Annotated in this window: 2 rRNA genes; both read left to right on the top strand. The window is 53.6% G+C overall.

Annotated elements, in window-relative coordinates:
* Positions 1–110 precede the first annotated feature (110 nt).
* A 23S ribosomal RNA gene (locus AACS92_RS21870) occupies positions 111–3,019 on the top strand.
* A gap of 112 nt (positions 3,020–3,131) precedes the next feature.
* Positions 3,132–3,235 (top strand): 5S ribosomal RNA (gene rrf / locus AACS92_RS21865).

Below are 3,235 nucleotides of genomic sequence, written 5' to 3'. Positions count from 1 at the left end.
TGCTCTTTAACAATCTGGAACAAGCTGAAAATTTGAAACAATCAGCACTGTGTAACAGTGACTGATGAGTCTCTCAAAAACTCGCATCCGAAGACACCTTCGGGTTGTGAGGTTAAGCGACTAAGCGTACACGGTGGATGCCTAGGCAGTCAGAGGCGATGAAGGGCGTGCTAATCTGCGATAAGCGCCGGGAAGGGGATATGACCCGCAAGACCCGGCGATACCCGAATGGGGAAACCCAGTGCAATCCGTTGCACTATCCTGACCTGAATTCATAGGGTCAGGAGGCGAACCGGGGGAACTGAAACATCTCAGTACCCCGAGGAAAAGAAATCAACCGAGATTCCCCCAGTAGCGGCGAGCGAACGGGGAGGAGCCCAGAACTAACATCAGTGTCAGCGTCAGGAGAACGGTCTGGAAAGGCCGGCAGTAAAGGGTGATAGCCCCGTATCTGAAAACGCTGGCAGTGGGAGTTCGATGAGTAGGGCGGGACACGTGGTATCCTGTCTGAATATGGGGGGACCATCCTCCAAGGCTAAATACTCCTGACTGACCGATAGTGAACCAGTACCGTGAGGGAAAGGCGAAAAGAACCCCGGCGAGGGGAGTGAAAGAGAACCTGAAACCGTGTACGTACAAGCAGTGGGAGCACCCTTTGGGGTGTGACTGCGTACCTTTTGTATAATGGGTCAGCGACTTATATTCTGTAGCAAGGTTAACCGTATAGGGGAGCCGCAGGGAAACCGAGTCTTAACTGGGCGTTAAGTTGCAGGGTATAGACCCGAAACCCGGTGATCTAGCCATGGGCAGGTTGAAGGTTGGGTAACACTAACTGGAGGACCGAACCGACTAATGTTGAAAAATTAGCGGATGACTTGTGGCTGGGGGTGAAAGGCCAATCAAACCGGGAGATAGCTGGTTCTCCCCGAAAGCTATTTAGGTAGCGCCTCGTGAATTCATCTTCGGGGGTAGAGCACTGTTTCGGCTAGGGGGTCATCCCGACTTACCAACCCGATGCAAACTGCGAATACCGAAGAATGTTATCACGGGAGACACACGGCGGGTGCTAACGTCCGTCGTGAAGAGGGAAACAACCCAGACCGCCAGCTAAGGTCCCCAAGTCATGGTTAAGTGGGAAACGAAGTGGGAAGGCTCAGACAGCCAGGATGTTGGCTTAGAAGCAGCCATCATTTAAAGAAAGCGTAATAGCTCACTGGTCGAGTCGGCCTGCGCGGAAGATGTAACGGGGCTAAACCATGCACCGAAGCTGCGGCAGCGACACGTAAGTGTTGTTGGGTAGGGGAGCGTTCTGTAAGCCGTTGAAGGTGGCCTGTGAGGGCTGCTGGAGGTATCAGAAGTGCGAATGCTGACATAAGTAACGATAATGCGGGTGAAAAACCCGCACGCCGGAAGACCAAGGGTTCCTGTCCAACGTTAATCGGGGCAGGGTGAGTCGACCCCTAAGGCGAGGCTGAAAAGCGTAGTCGATGGGAAACAGGTTAATATTCCTGTACTTGGTGTTACTGCGAAGGGGGGACGGAGAAGGCTATGTCATCCGGGCGACGGTCGTCCCGGTTTAAGCGTGTAGGTGGGCAGTCTTGGTAAATCCGGACCGCTGTATAACACTGAGGCGTGATGACGAGGCACTACGGTGCTGAAGTGACAGATGCCCGGCTTCCAGGAAAAGCCTCTAAGCTCCAGGTAACATTGAATCGTACCCCAAACCGACACAGGTGGTCAGGTAGAGAATACTCAGGCGCTTGAGAGAACTCGGGTGAAGGAACTAGGCAAAATGGTGCCGTAACTTCGGGAGAAGGCACGCTGGCGTTAGGTGAAGGGACTTGCTCCCGGAGCTGAAGCCAGTCGCAGATACCAGCTGGCTGCAACTGTTTAATAAAAACACAGCACTGTGCAAACACGAAAGTGGACGTATACGGTGTGACGCCTGCCCGGTGCTGGAAGGTTAATTGATGGGGTTATCCGTAAGGAGAAGCTCTTGATCGAAGCCCCAGTAAACGGCGGCCGTAACTATAACGGTCCTAAGGTAGCGAAATTCCTTGTCGGGTAAGTTCCGACCTGCACGAATGGCGTAATGATGGCCAGGCTGTCTCCACCCGAGACTCAGTGAAATTGAACTCGCTGTGAAGATGCAGTGTACCCGCGGCAAGACGGAAAGACCCCGTGAACCTTTACTATAGCTTGACACTGAACACTGGTCCTTGATGTGTAGGATAGGTGGGAGGCTAAGAAGTGTGGACGCCAGTCTGCATGGAGCCATCCTTGAAATACCACCCTTTAATGGCTGGTGTTCTAACGTAGGCCCGTTATCCGGGTTGCGGACAGTGTCTGGTGGGTAGTTTGACTGGGGCGGTCTCCTCCCAAAGCGTAACGGAGGAGCACGAAGGTTAGCTAATCACGGTCGGACATCGTGAGGTTAGTGCAAAGGCATAAGCTAGCTTGACTGCGAGCGTGACGGCGCGAGCAGGTACGAAAGTAGGTCTTAGTGATCCGGTGGTTCTGAATGGAAGGGCCATCGCTCAACGGATAAAAGGTACTCCGGGGATAACAGGCTGATACCGCCCAAGAGTTCATATCGACGGCGGTGTTTGGCACCTCGATGTCGGCTCATCACATCCTGGGGCTGAAGTAGGTCCCAAGGGTACGGCTGTTCGCCGTTTAAAGTGGTACGCGAGCTGGGTTTAGAACGTCGTGAGACAGTTCGGTCCCTATCTGCCGTGGGCGTTGGAAGATTGAAAGGGGCTGCTCCTAGTACGAGAGGACCGGAGTGGACGCACCACTGGTGTTCGGGTTGTCATGCCAATGGCACTGCCCGGTAGCTAAGTGCGGAAGAGATAACCGCTGAAAGCATCTAAGCGGGAAACTTGCCTTGAGATGAGTCTTCCCTGACTCCTAGAGAGTCCTGAAGGAACGTTCGAGACGAGGACGTAGATAGGCTGGGTGTGTAAGCGTTGCGAGACGTTGAGCTAACCAGTACTAATGAACCGTGCGGCTTAACCTGACAACACCGAAGGTGTTTTGCGGGGATTGAGAGCAAAGACAGCGTTTCAGAGAAAAAACATGACCGAAAGAAGACGGTCAGACAGCTTGTTCGGGATTGAAAACAGGATTTGTCTGGCGGCAATAGCGCGGTGGTCCCACCTGACCCCATGCCGAACTCAGCAGTGAAACGCCGTAGCGCCGATGGTAGTGTGGGGTCTCCCCATGTGAGAGTAGG

This window comes from Xenorhabdus sp. KJ12.1 (genome assembly GCF_963876495.1).
In the GTDB taxonomy this organism is placed as follows: Bacteria; Pseudomonadota; Gammaproteobacteria; order Enterobacterales; family Enterobacteriaceae; genus Xenorhabdus; species Xenorhabdus stockiae.
The sequence above is the reverse complement of the archived record's forward strand: the minus strand, read 5'-3'. Positions and strand labels throughout refer to the sequence as shown.